The 23,185-nt window shown below is 69.0% G+C and carries 17 protein-coding genes; 14 read left to right on the top strand and 3 right to left on the bottom strand.

Annotation, left to right across the window (positions count from 1 at the left end; genetic code table 11):
• Nucleotides 1-251 precede the first annotated feature (251 nt).
• The 5 genes from katG to polC all read left to right on the top strand — a co-directional run bounded on the left by katG (nt 252) and on the right by polC (nt 9,214).
• Nucleotides 252-2,387: a catalase/peroxidase HPI gene (katG, locus tag B9G49_RS02440; RefSeq protein ID WP_086215305.1), complete on the top strand. Its 2,136-nt coding sequence runs from the start codon at nt 252-254 to the stop codon at nt 2,385-2,387.
• A 293-nt stretch (nt 2,388-2,680) separates the two neighbouring features.
• The gene (locus B9G49_RS02445; RefSeq protein ID WP_007995328.1) at nt 2,681-3,010 is read left to right on the top strand and encodes a DUF5783 family protein; all 330 of its coding nucleotides are present in this window, start codon (nt 2,681-2,683) and stop codon (nt 3,008-3,010) included.
• Between the two features lie 77 nt (nt 3,011-3,087).
• On the top strand, nt 3,088-3,468 hold the full coding sequence (locus tag B9G49_RS02450; RefSeq protein ID WP_049932256.1) for an iron-sulfur cluster biogenesis protein NfuA: 381 nt from the start codon (nt 3,088-3,090) through the stop codon (nt 3,466-3,468).
• A 246-nt stretch (nt 3,469-3,714) separates the two neighbouring features.
• Nucleotides 3,715-4,134 carry a PPC domain-containing DNA-binding protein gene (locus tag B9G49_RS02455; protein ID WP_086215306.1) on the top strand — a complete coding sequence of 140 codons (420 nt, stop codon included), beginning with the start codon at nt 3,715-3,717 and terminating at the stop codon, nt 4,132-4,134.
• Nucleotides 4,135-4,168: 34 nt separating this feature from the next.
• Nucleotides 4,169-9,214, top strand: a complete 5,046-nt coding sequence (gene polC / locus B9G49_RS02460) for a DNA polymerase II large subunit (protein ID WP_086215307.1) — start codon at nt 4,169-4,171, stop codon at nt 9,212-9,214.
• 55 nt (nt 9,215-9,269) lie between these two features.
• Here the strand turns inward: polC and B9G49_RS02465 are convergent, their stop codons facing one another.
• Nucleotides 9,270-9,911 (bottom strand): bifunctional 4-hydroxy-2-oxoglutarate aldolase/2-dehydro-3-deoxy-phosphogluconate aldolase, encoded by a 642-nt coding sequence (locus tag B9G49_RS02465; protein WP_049932261.1) that lies wholly within the window; start codon nt 9,909-9,911, stop codon nt 9,270-9,272.
• 194 nt (nt 9,912-10,105) lie between these two features.
• Here B9G49_RS02465 and B9G49_RS02470 point away from each other — a divergent pair, with 194 nt between their 5' ends.
• The 5 genes from B9G49_RS02470 (at nt 10,106) to rpsJ (ending at nt 15,983) form a co-directional block, all read left to right on the top strand.
• On the top strand, nt 10,106-12,295 hold the full coding sequence (locus B9G49_RS02470; RefSeq protein WP_049932262.1) for an elongation factor EF-2: 2,190 nt from the start codon (nt 10,106-10,108) through the stop codon (nt 12,293-12,295).
• Between the two features lie 334 nt (nt 12,296-12,629).
• The gene (locus B9G49_RS02475; protein WP_049932264.1) at nt 12,630-13,247 is read left to right on the top strand and encodes an amino acid-binding protein; all 618 of its coding nucleotides are present in this window, start codon (nt 12,630-12,632) and stop codon (nt 13,245-13,247) included.
• A complete protein-coding gene (locus tag B9G49_RS02480) occupies nt 13,244-14,239 on the top strand; it encodes a homoserine dehydrogenase (protein ID WP_086215308.1) in 996 nt (331 codons plus the stop codon). Before B9G49_RS02475 ends, B9G49_RS02480 begins: the two co-directional genes overlap by 4 nt.
• Before the next feature lie 166 nt (nt 14,240-14,405).
• Nucleotides 14,406-15,671 (top strand): translation elongation factor EF-1 subunit alpha, encoded by a 1,266-nt coding sequence (tuf, locus tag B9G49_RS02485; protein WP_049932267.1) that lies wholly within the window; start codon nt 14,406-14,408, stop codon nt 15,669-15,671.
• A 3-nt stretch (nt 15,672-15,674) separates the two neighbouring features.
• Nucleotides 15,675-15,983, top strand: a complete 309-nt coding sequence (rpsJ, locus tag B9G49_RS02490) for a 30S ribosomal protein S10 (protein ID WP_004048854.1) — start codon at nt 15,675-15,677, stop codon at nt 15,981-15,983.
• Between the two features lie 98 nt (nt 15,984-16,081).
• Here the strand turns inward: rpsJ and B9G49_RS02495 are convergent, their stop codons facing one another.
• Together B9G49_RS02495 and B9G49_RS02500 are read right to left on the bottom strand one after the other, a co-directional pair.
• Nucleotides 16,082-16,642 (bottom strand): rhomboid family intramembrane serine protease, encoded by a 561-nt coding sequence (locus B9G49_RS02495; protein WP_086215309.1) that lies wholly within the window; start codon nt 16,640-16,642, stop codon nt 16,082-16,084.
• 71 nt (nt 16,643-16,713) lie between these two features.
• A complete protein-coding gene (locus B9G49_RS02500) occupies nt 16,714-17,016 on the bottom strand; it encodes a hypothetical protein (protein ID WP_049932269.1) in 303 nt (100 codons plus the stop codon).
• A 119-nt stretch (nt 17,017-17,135) separates the two neighbouring features.
• Between B9G49_RS02500 and B9G49_RS02505 the strand changes: the two genes are divergently transcribed.
• The 4 genes from B9G49_RS02505 (at nt 17,136) to B9G49_RS02520 (ending at nt 23,058) form a co-directional block, all read left to right on the top strand.
• A complete protein-coding gene (locus tag B9G49_RS02505) occupies nt 17,136-18,269 on the top strand; it encodes a lysylphosphatidylglycerol synthase transmembrane domain-containing protein (protein WP_086215310.1) in 1,134 nt (377 codons plus the stop codon).
• A gap of 30 nt (nt 18,270-18,299) precedes the next feature.
• A complete protein-coding gene (locus B9G49_RS02510) occupies nt 18,300-19,481 on the top strand; it encodes an alpha-1 4-glucan-protein synthase (RefSeq protein ID WP_086215311.1) in 1,182 nt (393 codons plus the stop codon).
• A 39-nt stretch (nt 19,482-19,520) separates the two neighbouring features.
• The gene (locus tag B9G49_RS02515; RefSeq protein ID WP_086215312.1) at nt 19,521-20,669 is read left to right on the top strand and encodes an extracellular solute-binding protein; all 1,149 of its coding nucleotides are present in this window, start codon (nt 19,521-19,523) and stop codon (nt 20,667-20,669) included.
• 163 nt (nt 20,670-20,832) lie between these two features.
• The gene (locus B9G49_RS02520; protein WP_233125146.1) at nt 20,833-23,058 is read left to right on the top strand and encodes a glycosyltransferase family 39 protein; all 2,226 of its coding nucleotides are present in this window, start codon (nt 20,833-20,835) and stop codon (nt 23,056-23,058) included.
• Nucleotides 23,059-23,185 lie beyond the last annotated feature (127 nt).

Below are 23,185 nucleotides of genomic sequence, written 5' to 3' on the forward strand. Positions count from 1 at the left end.
CGGACGCGCCCGCCTCCCTCGGGTGGAACTCTCACACATGATTATCGAACTGTCGACTTCTCGATCCGTAGCGGGGTCGCCACTCGCTTCCCGGCGGAGCACGCCACGCGGAGCGCCGCTGCGGTCCACGGCGCCGACTTCGCAGATCGGAAAACAGAACTTCAGTTTCTCGATAGAATCTCTCCGTTATATCGATTATTGTCTCCTCGTATTAGACAATATTATCCGTAAAGAAGGGCCACTATTTTTTGATGGCTAGTAACACCCAAGAGTGGTGGCCGGACCAGTTGGACCTGGAGTTGCTCGATCAGAACTCCGCCGACATCGGTCCCTACGGCGAGGAGTTCGACTACGCCGAGGCGTTCGAGGAGCTCGACCTCGAGGCGGTCAAGTCCGACCTCGAAGACGTGATGACCGACTCGAAGGAGTGGTGGCCAGCCGACTACGGCCACTACGGGCCGCTGTTCATCCGGATGGCGTGGCACAGCGCCGGCACGTACCGCTCGCTCGACGGCCGCGGCGGCGCCGCCGGCGGCCACCAGCGCCTCCCCCCGATCAGCAGCTGGCCGGACAACGTGAACCTCGACAAGGCCCGGCGGCTGCTGGAGCCAGTGAAGACGAAGTACGGCGAGAAGCTCTCGTGGGCGGACCTCATCGTCCTCGCCGGCAACGTCGCGCTCGAGTCGATGGGCTTCGAGACGTTCGGCTTCGCGGGCGGGCGCGAGGACGACTTCCGGGGCGACGACGCGGTCGACTGGGGCCCCGAGAGCGAGTTCGAGACGACCTCCGAGGAGCGCTTCGACGAGGAGGGCGACCTCAAGGCGCCGCTCGGCAACACCGTGATGGGCCTCATTTACGTGAACCCCGAGGGGCCGAACGGCGAGCCCGACCTCGAAGGGTCCGCGAAGAACATCCGCCAGTCGTTCAGCCGCATGGCGATGAACGACAAGGAGACCGTCGCCCTCATCGCCGGCGGCCACACCTTCGGCAAGGTCCACGGCGCCGACGACGGCGACAACCTCGGTCCGGAGCCCGAGGACGCCCCCATCGACCTTCAGGGACTCGGCTGGGACAACGAGTTCGGCGAGGGGATGGGCCCCGACGCGATCACCAGCGGCATCGAGGGGCCGTGGAACGCCACCCCGACCGTCTGGGACATGAGCTACGTCAACAACCTGCTCACCTACGACTGGGAGCCGGAGAAGGGTCCCGGCGGCGCGTGGCAGTGGACAACGGAGAACGACGAGCTCGACGACGCCGCGCCCGGCGTCGCGGACCCCGACGACAAGGAGGACGTGATGATGCTCACGACGGACGTCGCCCTGAAGCACGACGACGACTTCCGGGCCGTCTTAGAGGAGTTCCGCGACGACCCCGAAGAGTTCCAGGAGACGTTCGCGAAGGCGTGGTACAAGCTCATCCACCGCGACATGGGCCCGCCGGAGCGGTTCCTCGGCACCGAGGTCCCGGAGGAGACGATGATCTGGCAGGACCCCCTGCCCGAGGCCGACTACGAGACCGTCGGCGACGCGGAGGTCGCCGAGCTCACGGACGCGCTCCTCGAGTCCGGCCTGTCGACCGGCGAACTCGTCAAGACCGCGTGGGCGGCGGCGTCCACCTACCGCGACAGCGACAAGCGCGGCGGCGCCAACGGCGCCCGCATCCGCCTCGAACCGCAGCGAAGTTGGGAGGCCAACGAGCCCGAGGCGCTCGCTGACGTCCTCTCGACGCTCGAGAAGACCCAGACCGAGTTCAACGAGTCGCGCGACGACGACGTCCGCGTCTCGCTCGCCGACCTCATCGTGCTCGGTGGGACGGCGGCCGTCGAGCGGGCCGCGGCCGACGCGGGCTACGACGTCGAGGTGCCGTTCGAGCCCGGCCGCGTCGACGCGACGGCGGAGCAGACCGACGTCGACTCCTTCGAGGCGCTCGAGCCGGAGGCCGACGGCTTCCGTAACTACCTCGGCGACGCCGACGAGCCGGTCGAGGACCTCATGGTCGACAAGGCGGACCTGCTGAACCTGACCGCCAGCGAGATGACCGTTCTGGCCGGCGGTCTGCGCGCGCTCGGCGCGACGTACGGCGATTCCGACCGCGGGGTCTTCACCGACGAGCCCGACGCGCTCACCAACGACTTCTTCGCGAATCTGCTCGACATGGAGTACGAGTGGGACGCGGTCACCGAAGACGAGGACGTCTACGAGATCCGCGACCGCGACACCGGTGAGGTCGCGTGGGAGGCGACGCGCGCCGACCTCATCTTCGGCTCGAACGCGCGACTCCGGACCATCGCGGACGTGTACGCCAGCGACGAGGAGAAGTTCGTCGAGGACTTCGCCGCGACGTGGAGCGAGATCATGAAGCTCGACCGCTTCGATCTCGAGTAACCCGATCGCCGCGCTCCCGGTTTTCTCTCTGACTCTGCCCCCGCCGAACGCGGGCCGGTGGTGCGTCGCTCCGTCGTCGCCCGCCGTTCGAGCCTCTCGCTGTCGGCCGCCGAGTCGTGACTCTCGCTTCGGACCCGGTGACCGGCGCCGATCAAATTCTATATCGCGACATATAATTTATCTTGTCGGCCACGTTCGAATCTCTCCCCGAACCGCGAGTTCGAGGGGGCCCCCGTTTCGGCGTCTCGGGGGCGATCGACCGGCTTTTTTCCCGCCGAGCCCTCGCTGGCGACATGGCCGACGAGTTCGACCCGGAGAAGTTCGAGGACAAGTACGCGCACTACTTCAACGAGCTCCAGCGGGCGTACAAGAACGCGTTCAACCAGATGAACGACCGGTACGACTCGGAGCTGATCCACGGCATCGACCAGACCGTGCTCAACGAGTCGGAGCCGTTCTACGAGGACGGTGAGTTCCGCGTCGAGCTCCCGGAGAACCCGCGCGAGCGCATCCGCGGCGCCGTCGCGGTCGACGACGAGACGTTCGAGGAGACGCTCGAGGAGTACGTCGAGCGGATCGAGTCCGAACTGTACCGGACCCTTGGGGTCGACCGACCGGAGTAGGGGTCCGACGCGGCCCGCGACGGGAGCGGATCCGGCCGAACCAAAGGCATAAGCCCGGTGCCCGCCAACTCGCGAGCATGAGCACGGACACGGCTGACGCGGACAACGAACTCCGCGAGCGGATCACGAACTTCCTGCGGCGCAACTTCCCGCAGATCCAGATGCACGGCGGCAGCGCCGCCATCGCCCACCTCGACCGCGAGAAGGGCGAGGTGACGGTCCAGCTCGGCGGGGCCTGTTCCGGCTGCGGTATCTCCCCGATGACGATCCAGGCGATCAAGTCCCGGATGGTCAAAGAGATCCCCGAGATCGAGACGGTCCACGCCGACACCGGCGCGTCGGCCGGCGCCGACGGCGACCTCGGCGGCACCAGCAGCGGCGGCGGGATGTCTCCCTCCTTCCCCGGGGAGACGACCGACGACGACGGCGACGACGAAGGCCCCCAGGCGCCGTTCTGAACCCGGCCGAACACGCCTTTCCTCTCTTTCCGCTCCGCGAGTCGCAACGCCGTCAGCTACTGAACCGCCTATCTCTGTAGATCCACCGTTTCTACGGTGTAGACGCGTTCTCTCGGCCTTATTGTCGTCTCTCTGACTCTCGCTGTCGTCGCTAGATGTATCACATAACGCTATATCGAATTGAGTCCGCCGTCCTCCTCGGTCCGACTGAAGCCTTTTTCTCCCCGGCCGCCGTGGGGAGTTGCTATGTACCACCGCGAGGTCGAACCAACGGCGGAGTACGTCGCGCGGTTCGAAACGGGGGCCGACTGGCGCGAGGAGATCGAGTCGCTCGCCCGCGAGGAAGACGTCGAGGCTGGCTGGTTCACGGCGCTCGGTGCGGTCCAGGACGCGGACGTCTGGTTCTACGACCACGATGAGACCGAGTATCGCTCGGTGACGTTCGACGAACCGCTCGAGGTGGCCGCCTGCGTGGGCAACGTCTCGCTGTTGGGGGGCGACGTGTTCGCACACACCCACGCTGTCCTCTCGCGGCCGAGCGGACAGGCGCTCGCGGGGCACCTCGACTCGGCGACGGTCTGGGCCGGCGAGTGTCACCTGCGCGCGTTCGCCGAGCCGCTGGAGCGCTCGCACGACGAGGCGACGGACCTCGACCTGTGGCTGTGACCCGTCGACCGCGCCACCGGACCCCAGAGGCCCGATGAGACCGGACGACGAGCGCTACTTCGCGCGGATCGAAGAGCGGCTCGACGAGGCGTGGGATGTCGCGGAGACGGCCAAAGAGCAGGGCCGGGACCCGGAGCCGGAGATCGAGATCCCGATCGCCCGCGACATGGCCGACCGCGTCGAGAACATCCTCGGCATCGACGGCGTCGCCGAGCGCGTCCGCGAGCTGGAGGGCGAGATGTCTCGCGAGGAGGCGGCTCTGGAGCTGGTCACTGACTTCGTCGACGGCAACGTCGGTGACTACGACTCCCGCGAGGGGAAGATCGAGGGGGCGGTCCGGACCGCGGTCGCGCTGCTCACCGAGGGGGTCGTCGCCGCGCCGATCGAGGGGATCGACCGCGTCGAGCTGTTGGAGAACGACGACGGCACGGAGTTCGTCAACGTCTACTACGCCGGTCCGATCCGCTCGGCGGGCGGGACGGCGCAGGCGCTGTCCGTGCTCGTCGCCGACTACGCCCGGTCGCTGCTCGACGTCGACGAGTACAAGCCCCGCGACGTGGAGGTCGAGCGCTACGCCGAGGAGATCGCCCTCTACGACAAGGACACCGGGCTCCAGTACACGCCGAAGGACAAGGAGTCGAAGTTCATCGCCAAGCACATCCCCGTCATGCTCGACGGGGAGGCGACGAGCGACGAGGAGGTCTCGGGGTTCCGCGACCTCGAACGCGTCGACACCAACTCCGCGCGCGGCGGGATGTGCCTCGTCGCCGCCGAGGGGATCGCGCTGAAGGCCCCGAAGATCCAGCGGTACACCCGTGACCTCGAGGAGGTCGACTGGCCGTGGCTCCAGGACCTGATCGACGGGACGATCGGGAAAGACGGGGCGGGCGACGGGGGCGCCGCGGCCGACGAGGACACCGAGAGCGGCACGGGAGACGGTGACGGCGACGCCGAAGCCGACGACGCGGCGGACACCGAGGGAGACGAGAGCGCGGCCGACGACGCGGCCGGACCGCCGCGGGCCGACCCCTCACAGAAGTTCCTCCGCGACCTCATCGCGGGGCGGCCCGTGTTCACCCACCCGAGCGAGGCGGGCGGCTTCCGACTCCGGTACGGCCGGGCGCGCAACCACGGCTTCGCGACCGGCGGCGTCCACCCCGCCACGATGCACATCGTCGACGACTTCCTCGCGGCCGGCACGCAGATCAAGACCGAGCGGCCGGGGAAGGCGCACGGTGTCGTCCCGGTCGACTCCATCGAGGGCCCCACGGTCCGGCTCGCGAACGGCGAGGTCCGCCGGATCGACGACCCCGAGGAGGCGAAGGAGCTCCGCAACGGCGTCGAGAAGGTCCTCGACCTGGGCGAGTACCTCGTCAACTACGGGGAGTTCGTCGAGAACAACCACCCGCTCGCGCCCGCCTCGTACGCCCCCGAGTGGTGGGTCCAGGAGTTCGAGGCGGCCGGCGCCGACGTCCGCGCGCTCCGCGACGACCCGCACGTCGACCTCGAACACCCCGGTGTCGACCGAGCGCTCTCGTGGGCGCGCGAGCACGACTGCCCGCTCCACCCGGAGTACACCTACCTCTGGCACGACGTGTCGGTGGACGCGTTCGCGGCGCTCGCCGACGCGATCGCGGCTGGCGAGGTCGTCGAGGGCGTCCTCGCGATCGAGCGCACGGATCAGGTCCAAGACACGCTGGAGTCGCTGCTGATCGAACACGCGGCGACCCCGGACGCCCTCCGGATCCCGACGTGGCGGCCGCTCGCGCGGTCGCTCGGGATCGACGGCGGCCTCCGGAAGGAGTGGGACCCCGCGGACCTTTCCCCCGCGGCCCGGGAGTACGCCGACGGCGAGAACGCGATCCGCGCGGTCAACGAGGTCGCCCCCTTCGAAGTGCGCGAGCGGGCCCCCACCCGCATCGGTAACCGGATGGGACGCCCCGAGAAGTCGGAGAGCCGCGACCTCTCGCCGGCGGTCCACACCCTCTTCCCGATCAACGAGGCGGGCGGCCCCCAGCGCGACGTCGCCGAGGCCGCGAACGTGATGGACGACACCGGCCGGCGGGGGCGACACGAACTGGAGGTCTCCGACCGCGTCTGCCCGGACTGCGGCGAGCACACCTACGCCGCGCTGTGCCCCGACTGCGAGACGCACACCGAACCGCACTACGAGTGTAACGACTGCGGCACCGTCTGCGAGCCCGACGAGGCCGGCCGCGTCGAGTGCCCGAACTGCGAGTGGGAGGTGACGGCCGCGGGGTATCAGGTGGTCGACGTCAACGACGCGTACCGCACCGCCTTGGAGACGGTCGGCGAGCGCGAGTCCGCCTTCGAGATCCTGAAGGGGGTTCAGGGGCTCACCTCGCGGAACAAGACGCCGGAGCCGATCGAGAAGGGCGTCCTCCGCGCGAAGAACGGCGTCACGTCGTTCAAGGACGGAACGGTCCGGTACGACATGACCGACCTCCCGGTCACCGCGGTCCGGCCCGAGGAGCTCGACGTCACCGCCGACCACTTCCGCGAGCTCGGCTACGAGACCGATATTGACGGCGAGCCGCTGCGCCACGACGACCAGGTGGTCGAACTGCGCGTCCAGGACATCGTCCTCTCGGACGGCGCGGCCGAGCACATGCTCAAGACCGCCGACTTCGTCGACGACCTCCTCGAACAGTTCTACGGGCTCGACCGCTTCTACGAGGTGAACGAGCGCGACGACCTCGTCGGCGAGCTCGTCTTCGGGATGGCCCCCCACACGAGCGCCGCGACTGTCGGGAGAGTGGTGGGTTTCACGTCGGCCGCGGTCGGATACGCTCATCCGTACTTTCACGCCGCGAAACGGCGGAACTGCTTCCACCCGGAGACGAAAATCTGGTACGAGGACGAAGCCGGAAAGTGGCACTACGACCCCATCGAGACACTCGTTGAGGACCGACTTGACGCCGAAACGGCTGAAGAGGACGACTTCGGGACGCTTGTCCAGAAACTCGATGACGATGTGTATGTACCGTCCGTAACTGAGGATGGCGAAAAAACGCTCCAACGGGCTGAAGCACTCTCGAAGCATCCTTCGCCTGACCACCTCGTCCGCGTCGAAACAAAGAGTGGACAGGAGCTGACGGTGACGCCCGACCACTCGATGCGTCGGTGGACCGGCGATGGAATTGAGCGCGTGTCGGCCCGAGAATTAACCACGGAAGATGCGCTCCCTGCGCCGAAACAGATCTCGGTTGACGGGGAAACAGCGACGTTCGACCTGCTCGCGGAATTCCTCGACGCGGACGCCGTTTCGAACGACGACCTGATGATCCGCGGGCTCGGCGAATCTAATCTCAAACAACTCCTCGATGATGCGACAGACGCCGAGAACTACCTGAAGCCTGTTGCGGAACTCCTCGACGTTAGTCAGTCGACGGTGTACAACTGGGTGTCTCGCGACAGCATCTCGGCCGGCGTTCTGATCGAACTGTACGACTGCGACACTGTCGTCGAACGCGTTCCCACCGACGTGACACTTGGAATCCGTCGCGACAGCGCTTCGATTTCGCGTCAGTTCGATGTCGACGAGACGGTCGGCACGATGCTCGGATACTACGCTGCAGAAGGGTTCACCCGGCAGGAGGCTGGGTCATTTTACCAGACGACAATCTGTACGCCGGACGACGTGCCACGCGACGAGATCATTGACGTCTTTGACGACGTATTTGACGTTGAGGCGTTCGAGGAGAACGAATGGAAGATTACTGTTTCCAGTCGCCTCGTCACGACGCTGTTCTCGGATGTTCTTGACGCCGGGAGTCGTGCGGAGACGAAACTAATCCCGGACTGCGTGCTCTCCGCACCGGACTCGATTCTCCGAACGTTCCTCGCGGCGTACTTCTCTGGCGACGGAAGTACGTCTAGCGAACGCGTCGAGGTTCGCGCACATACGGTGAGCGACGACCTACAGTCCGACCTAATCGCAGCCCTCAAGCGGTTCGGTATCGCTACGAAAGTGTATCGCGAGGAGCGTACCCCGAAGACGGGTGCGGTGGCCGAGTTCTACGACGGCGAGCAGTCGTTCGAATCCTGGGTCCTCAAGATCACATCACAGAACGCCGTGCGGTTCGCCGACCGAATCGGCTTCCATCTCGGCCGCAAGGACGAGACGCTTACTGACGTGCTGGACCGCGTCGATACCCGAACACAGCGACTCTTCGGTGACGGAGGCGACGTTTGGGTTGACGAAGTCGTCTCTGTCGAGATGGTCCAGTCCGACATCGAATTCACATACTGTCTGACTGTTGAGGAGACAAACACGCTCGTCGCGAACGACGTGTACTCCGGTCAGTGTGACGGTGACGAGGACTGCGTGATGCTGCTTATGGACGGACTGCTCAACTTCTCGAAAGAATTTCTGCCCGATCAGCGCGGCGGGCGGATGGATGCGCCGCTGGTGATGTCCTCGCGAATCGATCCCTCCGAGATCGACGACGAGGCGCACAACGTCGACATCGTGCGGGAGTACCCCAAAGAGCTGTACGAGGCGTCCCGAGAGATGGCCGACCCGGAGGCGGTCGAGGAGCTGATCCAGATCGGCGAGGACACGCTCGGCACCGACGACGAGTACCACGGGTTCGACCACACCCACGACACCACCGACATCGCGATGGGACCGGACCTCTCGGCGTACAAGACGCTCGGCGACATGATGGAGAAGATGGACGCCCAGCTGGAGCTGGCCCGGAAGCTCCGCGCGGTCGACGAGACCGACGTGGCGGAGCGGGTGATCGAGTACCACTTCCTGCCGGACATCATCGGGAACCTCCGGGCGTTCTCGCGGCAGGAAACGCGCTGTCTCGACTGCGGCGAAAAGTACCGGCGGATGCCGCTGACGGGCGAGTGCCGCGAGTGCGGCGGCCGCGTGAACCTCACCGTCCACGAGGGGTCGGTGAGCAAGTACGTTGACACCGCCATCGAGGTGGCGGAGCGGTTCGACTGCCGGCCCTACACGAAACAGCGGCTGAAGGTGTTAGACCAGTCGTTAGAGTCGATCTTCGAGGACGACACGAACAAGCAGTCCGGCATCGCGGACTTCATGTGAGGTGGGGGGAGCGGCCGCGGGTCGAGCGGGCCTCACCGCGCCGGACCCTCGGGGTTCAGTCGCCGCGCGCTTCCTCGACCACCCGCGTGAACTCGCGGGCGGTCTCGGTGATGACCTCGTAGTCGCCGCGCTCGGCGGCGTCGTAGTCGACGAGCGCGCCGCCCGCGCCGACCGCGAACGCGCCCGCCTCGACGTACTCCGCGGCGTTGTCCGGGCTGACGCCGCCGGTCGGCATCATCGGAATCTGGCCGAGCGGCCCCTTCATCGCGCCGAGGTGGGCCGGCCCGACCGTCTTCGCGGGGAACACCTTCACGAAGTCGGCGCCCGCCTCGTAGCCGCGGACCGCCTCCGTCGGCGTCATCACGCCGGGTGCGCTGACCGCGCCGTAGCGGTTACACGTCTCGATGACGTCCTCGTGGAGGCTCGGCGAGACGACGAACTCGGCGCCCGCCATCAGCGTCGTCCGGGCCGTCTCGCTGTCGAGGACGGTACCGGTGCCGACGACGACCTCGTCGTCGAAGGAGGCGGTCACCTCGTCGATGAGGTCCGCGACGTTCGGCGTGTCGGCGGTGATCTCGACGGCGGTGACGCCGCCTTCGCGGAGCGCCTCCGCGATCTCGATGAGCTGGTCGGCGGGCACCCCGCGGAGCACCGCGACGACGCCGCTGTCGACGAGCCGTGAGAGCGTCTCGTTCATACTCACCGTTTCCCGAGTCGGCCCTTAAAACCGCGCCGATGCCCGCTCCGCCGGGGTCTCGACCCGGGCGCCCGCGGCGGTCGTTCCGTGACACTGTGCGACACGAAATCGCCGGGGATCGGGGGTGATCCCCGGCGAATCGGCCGCGACGAAACACTACCCTTTTGACCCTCCTTTCGGTAACACTCGGTATAATGGGCCGACGCAAGAAGATCGTTCAGGAATGTGAGCGGCTGATGGACAACCCGGAGCACATCCGGAACATCGCCATCGCCGCCCACGTCGACCACGGGAAGACGACGCTGTCTGACAACCTGCTGGCGGGCGCCGGGATGATCTCCGAGGACACCGCGGGCGAGCAGCTCGCGATGGACACGAAGGAGGACGAGCAGGAGCGCGGGATCACCATCGACGCGGCGAACGTCTCGATGACCCACGAGTACGAGGACACCAACCACCTCATCAACCTCATCGACACCCCGGGCCACGTGGACTTCGGGGGCGACGTCACTCGCGCGATGCGCGCGGTCGACGGCGCGCTGGTGGTCGTCGACGCCGTCGAGGGCGCGATGCCCCAGACGGAGACGGTGCTCCGACAGGCGCTCCGCGAGGGCGTGAAGCCGACGCTGTTCATCAACAAGGTCGACCGCCTCATCTCGGAGCTCCAGGAGGGGCCCCAGGAGATGCAAGAGCGGCTGATGTCGGTCATCGCCGACGTCAACGAGCTCATCCGCGGGATGGCCGAGAACATGGACGACATCCCCGAGGACTGGACCGTCTCCGTCGAGGACGGCACGGTCGGCTTCGGCTCCGCGCTGTACAAGTGGGGCGTCTCGATGCCCTCGATGCAGCGGACCGGCATGGACTTCGGCGACATCATGGAGCTCGAACAGAACGACAAGCGGCAGGAGCTCCACGAGCGGACGCCGCTGTCTGACGTCGTGCTCGACATGGTCTGCGAACACTTCCCGAACCCGGTCGACGCGCAGCCCCGCCGCGTCCCGCGCATCTGGCGCGGTGACCCGGACACCGAGCTGGCCGAGGGGATGCAGCTGGTCGACGAGGACGGCGACGTCGTCTTCATGGTCACCGACATCTCCATGGACCCGCACGCGGGCGAGATCGCGACTGGCCGCGTCTTCTCCGGCACGCTGGAGAAGGGCCAGGAGCTGTACGTCTCCGGCACGGCCGGGAAGAACCGCATCCAGAGCGTGGGGCTCTTCATGGGGTCCGAACGCGAGGAGGTGGACCGTGTCCCGGCGGGGAACATCGCGTCCGTCACCGGACTGCGTGACGCCATCGCCGGCTCCACCGTCTCCTCGGTTGAGATGACGCCGTTCGAGTCGATCGAACACATCTCCGAGCCGGTCATCACGAAGTCCGTCGAGGCGCAGAACATGGACGACCTGCCGAAGCTCATCGAGACGCTCCAGCAGGTCGCCAAGGAGGACCCGACGATCCAGATCGAGATCAACGAGGACACCGGCGAGCACCTGATCAGCGGGCAGGGTGAGCTCCACCTCGAAGTGATCACCCAGCGGATTCGCGACAACCAGGGCATCCCGGTCATCACCGGCGAGCCGATCGTCGTGTTCCGCGAGCAGCCCCAGGAGTCCTCTCGCGAGGTCGAGGGGCAGTCGCCGAACCGCCACAACAAGTTCTACATCACCGTCGAGCCGATGGACCAGGAGATCGTCGACGCCATCCAGCTCGGCGAGGTCTCGATGGACATGCCCGAACTGGAGCGCCGCGAGGCGCTCCAGGAGGCCGGCATGGACAAGGACACCTCCCAGAACGTCGAGGACATCCACCGGACCAACATCCTCATCGACGACACGAAAGGGATCCAGCACCTCAACGAGACGATGGAGCTCGTCTTGGAGGGGCTTCAGGAGGCGCTCGACGACGGTCCGCTGGCCGCCGAGCCGGTCCAGGGGTCGCTGTTCCGACTCCACGACGCGAAGCTCCACGAGGACACCATCCACCGCGGTCCGGCGCAGGTCATCCCGGCGGTCCGCGACGCGGTCCACCGCTCGCTGATCGACGGCGAGGTCCGCCTGCTCGAACCGATCCAGGACGTCCGGATCGACGTGCCCAGCGAACACATGGGCGCGGCCTCCGGCGAGATCCAGGGTCGTCGCGGCCGCGTCGACGACATGTACCAGGAGGGCGACCTCATGGTCGTCGAGGGCATCGCGCCCGTCGAGGAGATGATCGGGTTCTCCTCCGACATCCGCTCGGCCACCGAGGGCCGCGCCTCGTGGAACACCGAGAACGCGGGCTTCCGCGTCCTCGTCGATAATCTCCAGCGCGAGAAGATCATGGAGATCCGCGAGCGCAAGGGGATGAAGCTCGAACTGCCGCAGTCGATCGACTACTTCTAAGTCGACGACGCGGTCCGCGGTCTCTGCGGTCAACTTCTCTCTGGTGTCTTCGGCCTGAGAGCCCCGACGCCGTCGATCGCGGCAGACCTCCCCGAACCGTGCGCCGCGTTGACAGGCACGGAAGCGAGGCAACGCCTGCCAGCGCCGAAGGCTTATACCGGATCGTCCGACTCCGTTCGGGTATGCAGACGGGCACGACTCCCCCCCGGCGCACCGCGACGGAGCCACCGAGCGACCGCTCCACGTCGGGGACAGGAGCGCGTCCGCGGACGAGCGATCCGGACTCGACCGGCCGCGATGAAGCCGGGCGCGGCGCGGCGCCGGAGGTGGCGCCGTGAGCGACCGTCGTGACGGGGCGCCGGAGGCCGCGCTCGACGCGGAGGCGGGCGTCGACGAGCCCGACTCGGGAGCGTCGCCCGACGGCGGCCACGCCTCGACGGCGGTCTCGACGCACACGGTCCGGCTGGAGCTGGTCGACGAGCCCGGGCAGCTGCTCGCCGCGCTCCACCCGATCGCCGACAACGGCGGGAACCTCCTGTCGATCTACCACGAGCGCGGGAACAAGACGCCCCGCGGCCGGATCCCGGTCGAGGTCGACTTCGAGGCGACGCCGGACCGGTTCGAGGAGATTGTCGACGCGCTCCGTAGCGAGGGCGTGAACGTGATGCAGGCCGGCACGGAGCGGTACGCCGAGGAGGTGACGCTGCTCCTCTTCGGCCACCTCATCGACACCGACCTCTCCGACACGCTCTCGAGCATTGAGGCCTGCGAGTCGGCGTCGGTCGCCGACGTGTCGCTCGCGGCCCCGCAGGGCACCGAGGAGGTGTCGAGCGCGCGGCTCCGGCTCGAAGCCCGGGCCGGCGAGACGGACGCGGCGCTCGCCGCGGTCCGCGACCTCGCCGCGGAGAAGGACCTTCGCGTCGTTGAGCCACTCACGGGGGTGGAGGCGTGAGACTTGCCGTGATCGGTGCGGGCGCCGTCGGGCGCTCCGTCGTCGAGCTGGCGGGCGAACACGGCCACGAGGTCGTCGCGGTCGCCGACTCGTCGACCGCGGTCGTCGCGGACGGGACGGGCGGTTCCGGCGGAGAGGCCGTCGGCGTCGACCCCGACGCGGTCGTGGCGCGGAAGGCGGAACAGGGGATCGTCGGCGACGACGACCCGGCAGACGCGCTGGCGGCCGACTACGACGTCCTCGTGGAGGCGACGCCGACGACGCTCGGCGACGCCGAGCCGGGCTTCTCGCACGTGACGACCGCCTTAGATCGCGACCGCCACGCGGTCCTCGCGAACAAGGGCCCCGTCGCGGAGCGGTACGGCGACCTGCGGGCGGCCGTCGGCGACAGCGACGGCGAGATCCGGTTCGAGGCGACCGTGGGTGGCGCGATCCCCGCAGTGTCGACCGTCGAGGACATCGAGCCCGGCCACGTCACGGCGGTCCGGGGCGTGCTCAACGGGACGGCGAACTTCATCTTGACGCGGATGGCCGCCGAGGGGCTGGACTACGACCACGTGCTCGCGGAGGCGCAGGACCTCGGCGTCGCGGAGGCGGACCCCTCCTTCGACGTGGACGGCACCGACGCGGCGCTGAAGTGCGTCATCCTCGCAAACGTGCTCTCGTTCGGCGCGGTCGACGACCCCGCCGACGCCCGGGAGTTCACGCTCGAAGACGCCGACGTCTCGGGGATCCGCGACGTGCCCGGCTCCGCGCTCCGCCTCGCGGCCGAGGACGGGCGGACGGTCCGGCTGATCGGCGAGGCGACGGGCGAGACCGTCCGCGTCGCGCCGCGGCTCGTCCCCGAGAACGGCACGCTCGCGGTCTCCGGCACCCAGAACATCGTCCAGATCGAGACCTCTCACGCCGGCCGGCTCAACATCTCCGGCCGCGGCGCGGGCGGCCCCGAGACCGCGAGCGCGGTCCTCGGCGACGTGGGCCGGCTGGAGTAGCCGACGCCCGACTCGCCCACCGACGGTCTCCGTGCGGCCGTGTGGCGTGCCCCGGGTTGTCGAGAATCGCAAGACGGCGGCACGATACTCTGTGGGCCGTATCGAAACCGTTTTAGTGGAATCAACCGAAACTTACTCACAGAGCGCCTTAGCGCGTGATTACCCCATGAGTGACAAACCGCACCAGAACCTGGCCATTATCGGCCACGTCGACCACGGCAAGAGTACGCTCGTGGGTCGCCTCCTCTTCGAGACGGGGAGCGTCCCCGAGCACGTAATCGAGCAGCACCGCGAGGAAGCCGAAGAGAAGGGCAAGGGCGGCTTCGAGTTCGCCTACGTGATGGACAACCTCGCCGAGGAGCGCGAGCGCGGCGTCACGATCGACATCGCCCACCAGGAGTTCGACACCGACGAGTACTACTTCACCATCGTCGACTGTCCGGGCCACCGTGACTTCGTGAAGAACATGATCACGGGCGCCTCGCAGGCCGACAACGCGGTGCTCGTCGTCGCGGCCGACGACGGCGTCGCGCCCCAGACCCGCGAGCACGTGTTCCTGGCCCGCACGCTCGGGATCAACGAGCTCATCATCGGCGTCAACAAGATGGACCTCGTCGACTACAGCGAGGACTCCTACAAGGAGGTCATCAGCGAGGTCGAGGACCTGCTCAACCAGGTCCGCTTCGCGACCGACGACACCACGTTCGTGCCGATCTCGGCCTTCGAGGGCGACAACGTCGCCGAAGCGTCCGAGAACACCTCGTGGTACGACGGCCCCACCCTGCTGGAGTCGCTCAACGACCTGCCGGAGGCCGAGCCGCCGACGGACGCGCCGCTCCGCCTGCCGATCCAGGACGTGTACACCATCTCCGGTATCGGGACCGTCCCCGTGGGACGCGTCGAGACCGGGATCCTCAACACCGGCGACAACGTCTCCTTCCAGCCGTCCGACGTGGGCGGCGAGGTGAAGACGGTCGAGATGCACCACGAAGAGGTGCCCAAGGCCGAGCCCGGCGACAACGTCGGATTCAACGTCCGCGGCATCGGCAAGGACGACATCCGCCGCGGCGACGTCTGTGGCCCGGCCGACGACCCGCCGAGCGTCGCCGAGACGTTCCAGGCCCAGGTCGTCGTCATGCAGCACCCGTCGGTCATCACGGCCGGCTACACCCCGGTCTTCCACGCCCACACGGCGCAGGTCGCCTGTACGATCGAGTCCATCGATCAGAAGATCGACCCCTCGTCCGGTGAGGTCGCCGAGGAGAACCCGGACTTCATCAAGTCCGGCGACGCGGCGGTCGTCACCGTGCGTCCCCAGAAGCCGCTCAGCATCGAGCCGTCCGGCGAGATTCCGGAACTCGGCAGCTTCGCCATCCGCGACATGGGTCAGACCATCGCGGCCGGCAAGGTGCTGGACGTCAACGAGCGATAATCGATGCAGCAGGCACGCGTCCGCCTCGCCGGCACGAGCCCCGAGGACCTCGACGACATCTGCGACGACGTCCGCGAGATCGCGGACTCGACGGGAGTCGCCCTGTCGGGCCCGATCCCGCTGCCGACGAAGACGCTCGAGATCCCGTCGCGCAAGTCCCCGGACGGTGAGGGGACGGCGACGTGGGAGCACTGGGAGATGCGCGTCCACAAGCGTCTGATCGACATCGACGCCGACGAACGCGCGCTCCGCCAGCTCATGCGCGTCCAAGTGCCGAACGACGTCAGCATCGAGATCGTTCTCGAAGACTGAGCGCTAGGGCGTTTCTCTTTCACCCCTTTCGTTTTTCACACCGCCTAGCCCCGGCGCCGTCGATCGCGGCCCGCGCCCACCGTCCGGTCCGGTTCCGGTCACCGCGCGTCGAGCAGGCCGACGCGTCCGGCGACGAGCCCGCAGAACGCCCCGGTCGCGTGCGCGATCAGCGCGACGCCCGGCGCGGCCGTCGTCGCGGTGAGGACGACGGCGACGAGCCCGAACAGGACCAGTTGGACTCGCGGCGAGAGGCGCAGGCGGTCGAACAGCGTCTCGCTCACGACGTTTCCCGCGAGGAGGTAGCCGCCGAGCGCGAACACCGCGCCGCTGATCCCCAACACGGCGACCGGCGGGCCGAGTAGGCTCCCGAGGGTCACCTGCGCGAGGCCCGCGAGCGCGCCCGTCGTGACCACGAACGCGTGGAAGCGGGTGCGGGTCGTCCGGCGCTCGACCAGGGGCCCGACGAGCAGCAGCGCGAGGGCGTTCGCCAGCAGGTGGCCGACGGAGCCGTGCGCGTACACGCTCGTGACGAGCGTCCAGGGAGCGACGGCGACGGGGGTCGACAGCGCGAACAGTCCGGCGAGGCCGACGACGCTGAGGAGGGCCTGCGCGGCGCCGATGAGGAGGGCGACGCCGAGCGTTTCGAGAGTGGCGCGCATCGGCCGGGCGTTGGGCCCGGGCGGTAAAAGGCTGTGCGGCCCGGTCGCTCGCGGCCCGTCCGCGGTGCGGCTCAGATGACGTCGTCGGGGTCGTGGACGCGGGCCATCCGCGTCGCCTCGGCGGCGTAGCGCTCGCGGTCGTCGGGGTCGTCGACGGCTCCGACGTTCGACGGCGCCGCGTCGACGGCGGCCGTGGTGTCGCGCACGTCCGTGAAGGAGGTGAGCGCGCGCTCCTTGCGGAAGTAGCGCTCGCCGTCCGGCGTCGCGTACGTGAGGATCACCATGTTCTGCTCGTCGTCGGAGTACGTGCGCTCGACGAGCCACATCCGCACGTCCTCGGTCGCAGCGCCGGCGTCTGCCTCGTTCGCGCTCATGCGTAGTTGTTCGATTCCCGCGAACAAACGTGTTGCGTCGCGCCGGGTCCGGCCCGCTCCGCCGGTTCGCCTCGGCGAACCGTCAGCGTTATGTTCTTTAGGGTGACCTAAATAATCGTATGAGACCGCGAACCGCCGCCGCTCGACTCCGCGAGCGCCTCTCCCGGCTCCGAGCGCGCGTCCCTCGGGGGTCGCTCGCGGTCGCGGGAACCGTCCTCGTCCTCGCGATCGGCGGCGCGGTGTTGACGCGGACCCTCGACCTCGCCGCCGTCGTCGACGCGGTCGCGACCGCGGACCCGGTCTATGTCTCCGCCGCGCTCGTCGCGTACCTGTCGTCGTGGCCCGTCCGCGGCCGGCGGTACGGCGACGTGCTCGGGCCGATGGGACACCGGTGTCGCACGGCGTTCCTCACGGCGACCGTGTTCGCGAGCCAGACCGCGAACCTGATCGTCCCCGCCCGGGCCGGCGACGGGGTGCGCGCGTACCTGCTGAACGACCGCCGTGAGGTCCCCTACGCTACCGGCGTCGCATCGCTGGCGGTCGAGCGCGCCTTCGACCTGATCGCGCTCGGCGCGCTCGGCGGCGCCGCGCTCGCCGTCCGCCTCGCCGGGGGGCGGGTCGTCGCGCCCGACGGCTCCGGTCGGGTGCTCGTCGTCGCCGGGGGCACTGCGATCGCGGCCGCGCTGCTCTCGGCGCTCACCGTCGTCGTCGCTCGGAGCGATCGGCAGTTCGGTCCGGCCCTCCGCGATCGCGCTGCGGGATCCCGGCTCGCCCGGGCCGTCGACGCGGCGGTCCGGTTCGGCGCCGCCGTCCGCGTCGTCGCCGCGGACGCGGGCGCGCTCGTTCGGGTGTCGCTCGCGAGCGGCGTCGTGTGGGCGCTCGACGTCGCGACCGCTGTTTTCGTCCTCGCGACGCTCGTGGGCGGGTTCGGCGGGGCCGTCGATCCGGTCGCGCTCGCCGTCGTCGGGACGCTTGCCGTCTCGGCCGGGAACCTCGCGAAGGTGCTGCCGCTCTCGCAGGGCGGGATCGGGCTGTACGAGGCGGCGTTCACCGGGATCGTCGTCGCCGCGACGCCGATCTCCGCCGAGGTCGCGCTCGCCGCGGCGGCCCTCGACCACGCGCTGAAGAACGCCGTCACGCTCGCCGGCGGCGGCGCCGTCGCGGCCGCGTTCGACCTGTCGCCGACGCGCGCTCCCGACGAGTCGGAGCGGGAACCCGACGCGACCGCGACGCAGCCGACGACGGACCGCTAAACTTTTAGGCCAGCCTAAAAACTAACGTGTATGACGGCTACCGCCCCGAGCGGCGACGGCTCGGATATCTGCGTCATCGTTCCGACGATCAGGGAGTACGAGTGCCTCCGCGCGTACGTCGCCAACGCCCGCGAGCACGGGTTCGACGTCTCGCGGCTCCACTTCGTCCTCGTCACCGAGGACTTCTGCGAGACCGACGAGATGCGCGCGATGCTCGACGACCTCGACGTCTCCGGCGAGGTGTTCGACGGCAGCCGCCGCGAGGAGTGGTACGAGGCCAACGGCGTCGCGGAGTACGGCCACGTCGTCCCGGCGGCGAGCCACGCCGAGACGAGCTTCGGCCTGCTGTACATGTGGGCCGACGAGTCGTTCGACTACGGCGTCTTCATCGACGACGACACGCTCCCGCACGACGACGTCGACTACTTCGGTCGACACATGGCGAACCTCGCGTTCGAGGGGGAGGTCGAGCGCGTCAGCTCCGACGAGGACTGGGTGAACGTCCTCTACGACAACGCCGACGAGCACGGCCTCTACCCGCGCGGCTACCCGTACTCGGCGATGGGCGAGACCGTCGAGACCGACGCGGTCGACGTCGAGGCCGGTGAGGTCGTCGCCTCGCAGGGGCTGTGGACGAACGTCCCCGACCTCGACGCGGTCCGGATCCTGATGGACGGCGACCTGGAGGGCCAGGCGCAGACGCGGACGACCGCCGACGACTTCGGCGGCGACTTCGTCGCCGCGCGCGGCAACTACCTCACCGTCTGCTCGATGAACCTCGCGTTCCGCCGCGAGGTGATCCCGGCGTTCTACCAGCTGCCGATGGACGACAACGAGTGGGACGTGGGGCGGTTCGACGACATCTGGTCGGGGCTGTTCTTAAAGCGCGCCTGCGACGTGCTCGGCAAGCGCATCTACAACGGCGACCCGCTCTGTGAACACAACAAGGCCCCGCGCTCGACGTTCGACGACCTCGCGAACGAGGTGGCCGGGCTGGAGCTGAACGAGCACGTCTGGGAGGTCGTCGACGAGGCGAGCGCCGACGCCGACTCGTACGCGGCGGTCTTCGACGCGATGGCCGACGCGCTCGCCGAGGGCGACTTCGACGAGTCGAACAACGGCGCGTTCCTCAACTACTGCGGCGAGTACATGCGCGACTGGCTCGACTGCCTCGACGCGATCCGGCGGACGCCGGCGCCCGCGGACGACTGAACCGACACGACTAAAACCATTTAGGCAAGCCTAAAACACATGATGACCCACGAATCCGACGCACGAGACGGGCGCGACGTTCGACGGCGGAAGTTCCTCGCGGCGGCCGGCGCGGTCGGCGTCGCGGGGGTCGCCGGCTGTACGGGGAGCGACGATCAAGACGGTTCCGACGGCGGCGACGGCGGACCGGCGATCGGGCAGATCGGTTCCGGTCGCGCCGGGCGCGACGCCCCCGGCGGGACGCCGATGGCGGAGATGCCGGCGCTGGAGGGCGAACTCACCGTCTACTCCGGCCGCGGCGAGTTCCTCGTCGGCGACCTCGTCGGCTACATCGACGACCTGTACGACGACCTCGACCTGACCGTTCGGTACAACAGCTCAACCGACCACGTGAACGCGATCATCAACGAGGGCGAGGGGTCGCCGGCCGACGTGTTCTACTCGGTGAACGCTGGCTCGCTCGGCGCGCTCGCCGACGCGGGACGCACGCAGGCGCTCCCCGACGACGTGACCGGGAAGGTCCGCGGGGAGTTCCACACCGAGCAGTGGGTCGGCACCTCCGGGCGCGCCCGGACGGTCCCGTACAACACCGAGTCGGTCTCCGAAGACGGGCTCCCGGACGACATCATGGCGTACCCCGACGAGTTCGAGGGCGACCTCGGCTGGGCGCCGTCGTACGGTTCCGCGCAGGCGTTCGTCACCGCGATGCGGCTGCTGGAGGGCGAGGAGGCCACCCGCGAGTGGCTCGAAGCGATGGTCGAGCGCGGCGCCGCGACGTACCCGGACGAGTTCCGCGCGTGTCAGGAGATCGCCGACGGCGAGATCGACGCTGCGTTCACCAATCACTACTACATCCAGCGCGTGCTCGACGGGAACCCGGAGGCCCCCATCGCGACCTCCTTCACGCAGGGCGACGCGGGCGCGGTGTTCAACGTCGCGGGCGCCGCGGTCGTTGACACCGCGTCGAACGCTGACCTCGCCGCGAACTTCGTTCGCCACCTGCTGTCGGCGGAGGCGCAGGACTACTTCGCGCGCTCCACCTTCGAGTACCCGCTGATTCCGGAGGTCGAGCCGATTGGCGACCTCCCGACGATCGACGAGCTCGACGTCCCGGACATCGACCTCTCGGAGCTGTCCAACCTCGAACCGACGATCGACCTCATGCGCGACGCCGGCGTCCAGATCTGAGCCGCCGCCTCACCCCCGCGTCGCGCCGCGCGCCCGTCACGCTCACAGCCTCACTCCACCGACCGTGTCAGTTTTCCCACCGTTGCTCCGTCCCCGCCGGCTCGTCGCCCGCGTCCGCCGGCTCCTCGTCCGCCTCCGCCAGCGACTCGAACGCGCCGACCGGGTGAGCCTCGCCGCGGCGCTCGTCGCCGTCGCCGCCGGCGCCCTGACGTTCGCGGTCGCCGTCACCGTCTTCTCGCACCACTCGGCGAACCACGACGAGGGCGTCTACCTCACGCAGGCCGCCCTCCTCCTCGACGGTCAGTTGGCGTTCCACGCCGGCTCGCTCGCCGACGCCGTCCACCCGTGGTTCTTCATCGAGGACGGCGGGCGGCTCTACCCGAAGTACAACCCCGTTCCCGCGGCGACGTTCGCCGTCTCGATGGCCCTGTTCGGCGAGCCGCGCGTGACTCTCGCGGTCGTCGCCGCCGGGAACGCCGCTCTGGTGTACCTGCTCGGCTCCGCGGCCGTCGGTCGCCGGGCGGGCCTCGCCGCGGCCGTCCTCTTCGCCGCGTCGCCGATGGCGATCGCGACCTCCTCGGCGTTCCTTCCGTACGCGCCGACGACGCTCTTCAACCTGGTCTTCGCGGTCGCGTACCTCCGGAGCGTCCGGGACGAGTCCCTCCGGGCCGCGGGCGTCGCGGGCCTCGCGATCGGGGTCGCCTTCTTCGCGCGGCCGTACACGGCGGTGCTGTTCGCCGCCCCGTTCATCTGTCACGCGCTGTGGCGCGTCGCGTCGGCGACCCGGCGGTTCGGCGCCGAGTCCGCGGCGTCGACGCCGCGCGCGTTGGTCGACGCCGGCGTCCGCGGGCTCCCCGACCCGGTCCGCCGCCACGGGCTGACGGCGCTGTTCGGTACCCTGTTCGTCGGCGTCACGCTCGCGTACAACGCCCGGATGACGGGGTCCCCGCTCGTGTTCCCGTACCAGGTGTTCGCGCCGATGGACGGCCCCGGCTTCGGCGAGCGCCGGATCCTCGGCCACTCGGTCGACTACACGCTCGGGCTGGCGCTGGAGTCGAACGGGTACGCGCTCCGGGAGATCGCGACCCGCTGGTTCGCCGCCGGCCCGCTCGGAACGCTCGCGGCGCTCGTCGGCGGCGCGGTCGCGCTCCGCGGGTGGCGCGCGACCGGCGATCCGCGCGGACTCCTCTACGACCGGGCGGCCGACGACGCGTCCGGTACGCCCGGCTTCCGACGGACAGCGACGGCGCTGCTCGTCGGCGTCGCCGTCTCTGTCGTCGTCGGGAACCTCTACTTCTGGGGGACGCACAACGCGCTCGCCGACCTCTCGGACCCGACCGACGGGCTCGCGTCGCTGTTCGGCCCGTTCTATCACTTCGACCTGCTCGTCCCGCTGTCGGTGTTCGGCGGGCTGGCCGTCGCCGCCGCCGCCCGGGCGCTGTCCGCGGCCCGCGACCGGCTCGTCTCCCGCGGCGCCTCGGGGACGGTCGCCCGCGTGGCGATCGCGGTCGTCGTCGCGAGCGCGGTCGTCGTCGCGGGCGTGGCCGCGGTCGACGCGGCCGCGGATCCGATCGAGCGGAACGCCGCGGTCGACGCGAAACACGAGGCCGCGTACGCGCCGTTCGACGAGACGACCTTCGAGGACGGGCTCGTCTTCGTGCCGACGCCGTACGGCGAGTGGCAGAACCACCCGTTCCAGTACCTCCGGAACGGGCCGGGGCTCGACGGCGAGGTCGTGTACGCGCTCGACCGCGACCCGGTCGAGAACTTCGCGGTGCTGGACGCGTACCCGGACCGCACCCTGTACCGCTACGGCTATCAGGGGGTCTGGACCGCGGATCCGGAGACCCGCGTCACGCCGAAGCTGGAGCCGCTCGACCGGCGCACTGGTGCTCGGATCGACGCCGAGACGACCGTCGGCGTGCCGGACCGCGTCGCCCGCGCGCAGGTCCGCGTCGACCCGCGACGGGGCGCTCCGGGCGGTCCGGACCACGTCTCCTACACGGTGAGCGACCTCGGCGACTCGCTCGCGGTCGACTGGGTGGTGACGCCAGAGGGCGTCCGGTTGCCCGGCGCGGCGGCCGCGGGCGACCCCGAGGCGGGCGACCCCGTGCCGTTCGACCCCGAGGGCGACGCGGTCGCCGTGACCGTGACGCTCGTCGACCCCGCCGGCGCGACGTTCACCTACCGGCAGGAGGTGACGGTTCGGGTGACGGAGGGTAGCGAGGCGGGAGCCAGCGGCAAGCGCGTCGAGGTCGTCTGGCCGCCCGAGCGCTCGACCTGTCGGCTCGTCACGGCGTGCGGGACTGAGGGGACGTACCTCCCCGACGAGCCCGACGCCCACCCCGAGTGGGTCGTCTTCGAGACGGCCGTCGAGGCGAGCGACTAATACGTCGATATCTCACACGCAGTTGCTGGTGGATCGGTGGTGACAACCTCCAAAGCCCCAGCCGCGAGGCCGCGGTACGCTCGTTGCGCTCCTGTGTCGCTCCGCTCGCTGCGGTGCTTACGTCGCC

Origin of the sequence: Halorubrum sp. SD683 (assembly GCF_002135045.1) — an archaeon.
In the GTDB taxonomy this organism is placed as follows: Archaea; Halobacteriota; Halobacteria; order Halobacteriales; family Haloferacaceae; genus Halorubrum; species Halorubrum ezzemoulense.

What these genes read in the sequence shown, in the direction of transcription:
- B9G49_RS02450 (WP_049932256.1), top strand. Translation starts at nt 3,088, where the DNA reads ATGAGCACGGACACGGCTGACGCGGACAACGAACTCCGCGAGCGGATC.
- B9G49_RS02470 (WP_049932262.1), top strand. Translation starts at nt 10,106, where the DNA reads ATGGGCCGACGCAAGAAGATCGTTCAGGAATGTGAGCGGCTGATGGAC.
- polC (WP_086215307.1), top strand. Translation starts at nt 4,169, where the DNA reads ATGAGACCGGACGACGAGCGCTACTTCGCGCGGATCGAAGAGCGGCTC.
- rpsJ (WP_004048854.1), top strand. Translation starts at nt 15,675, where the DNA reads ATGCAGCAGGCACGCGTCCGCCTCGCCGGCACGAGCCCCGAGGACCTC.
- B9G49_RS02500 (WP_049932269.1), bottom strand. Translation starts at nt 17,016, where the DNA reads ATGAGCGCGAACGAGGCAGACGCCGGCGCTGCGACCGAGGACGTGCGG.
- B9G49_RS02505 (WP_086215310.1), top strand. Translation starts at nt 17,136, where the DNA reads ATGAGACCGCGAACCGCCGCCGCTCGACTCCGCGAGCGCCTCTCCCGG.
- B9G49_RS02495 (WP_086215309.1), bottom strand. Translation starts at nt 16,642, where the DNA reads ATGCGCGCCACTCTCGAAACGCTCGGCGTCGCCCTCCTCATCGGCGCC.
- B9G49_RS02515 (WP_086215312.1), top strand. Translation starts at nt 19,521, where the DNA reads ATGATGACCCACGAATCCGACGCACGAGACGGGCGCGACGTTCGACGG.
- B9G49_RS02510 (WP_086215311.1), top strand. Translation starts at nt 18,300, where the DNA reads ATGACGGCTACCGCCCCGAGCGGCGACGGCTCGGATATCTGCGTCATC.
- B9G49_RS02445 (WP_007995328.1), top strand. Translation starts at nt 2,681, where the DNA reads ATGGCCGACGAGTTCGACCCGGAGAAGTTCGAGGACAAGTACGCGCAC.
- katG (WP_086215305.1), top strand. Translation starts at nt 252, where the DNA reads ATGGCTAGTAACACCCAAGAGTGGTGGCCGGACCAGTTGGACCTGGAG.
- B9G49_RS02455 (WP_086215306.1), top strand. Translation starts at nt 3,715, where the DNA reads ATGTACCACCGCGAGGTCGAACCAACGGCGGAGTACGTCGCGCGGTTC.
- B9G49_RS02465 (WP_049932261.1), bottom strand. Translation starts at nt 9,911, where the DNA reads ATGAACGAGACGCTCTCACGGCTCGTCGACAGCGGCGTCGTCGCGGTG.
- tuf (WP_049932267.1), top strand. Translation starts at nt 14,406, where the DNA reads ATGAGTGACAAACCGCACCAGAACCTGGCCATTATCGGCCACGTCGAC.